The 724-nt window shown below is 37.8% G+C and carries 2 protein-coding genes; both read left to right on the top strand.

What is annotated here, in order from left to right; translation table 11 throughout:
• Nucleotides 1–258: hypothetical protein (locus tag B5J93_RS12710; RefSeq protein ID WP_158080748.1), on the top strand; the 258-nt coding region annotated here is incomplete at its 5' end.
• A 14-nt stretch (nt 259–272) separates the two neighbouring features.
• A partial coding sequence (locus B5J93_RS12705) for a hypothetical protein (RefSeq protein WP_143823554.1) occupies nt 273–724 on the top strand: 452 nt, incomplete at its 3' end.

Here is a 724-nt window from a genome sequence, read left to right as displayed (position 1 = left end):
AGCAATGAGAAGGTGATGGAGGGGGGTGAGTATGTGGGGTATGAGGTGGTGAGGTTGCCGAAGCTTGGTGATTATTATCTGCACTTTGTCATGAAGGATGAGAATGATCATCCTCTGTCAGATAAAAGTTATATTTTATATAACAATGATGGCGAGGTAGTGGAAACAGGCATTCTTGACGAAGAGGGTAAAACTTCGGTGTTGTATGATAAACTTGAAAAAGAGTACTATATTCACATATTAGATGTTAACAATTAAAAAAGGAGTAGAATATGTCAAACCCAGCCCTCAAGAAAAATATTTATGCACAATTACGCATTATGATTAAACCTCCTTTGACAGCGGATAGTTTTCGTTGCACTGTGATTGCGACAAAATTTGCCTACTTTAAGGGTGTAACCAGAGAAGACAGTCAGCCAATTAAAATGGAACAGGTGAAATTTAAGAGAAATTCACGGTATGATAAAAATGGTTATCTGGCCATTGAGATAGATCCTGTTGTGCTTTTTGAGGCTAAAAATGGTATTGATAAAGTAGTTTACACTCCGAACAATAGGAGCAATAATGTTGGGTTTAAGATATATCAAAAAGACACTAAGGGCGATTTCAAAAAAGTACGAGATGTTTATGGTGATTGGTTTTATGAAGGAGGGACTCCTACTGTTTTGACATGGGGTGTAACTCAGGGGGTGAATGGACAAAGTGTAGAGACAAAGAAGGAGCA

The sequence above is a fragment of the Moraxella equi genome, from assembly GCF_002027555.1.
Lineage (GTDB): Bacteria > Pseudomonadota > Gammaproteobacteria > Pseudomonadales > Moraxellaceae > Moraxella > Moraxella equi.
Note: the sequence above shows the minus strand (reverse complement) of the source record. Positions and strands in the feature narration are given on the sequence as shown.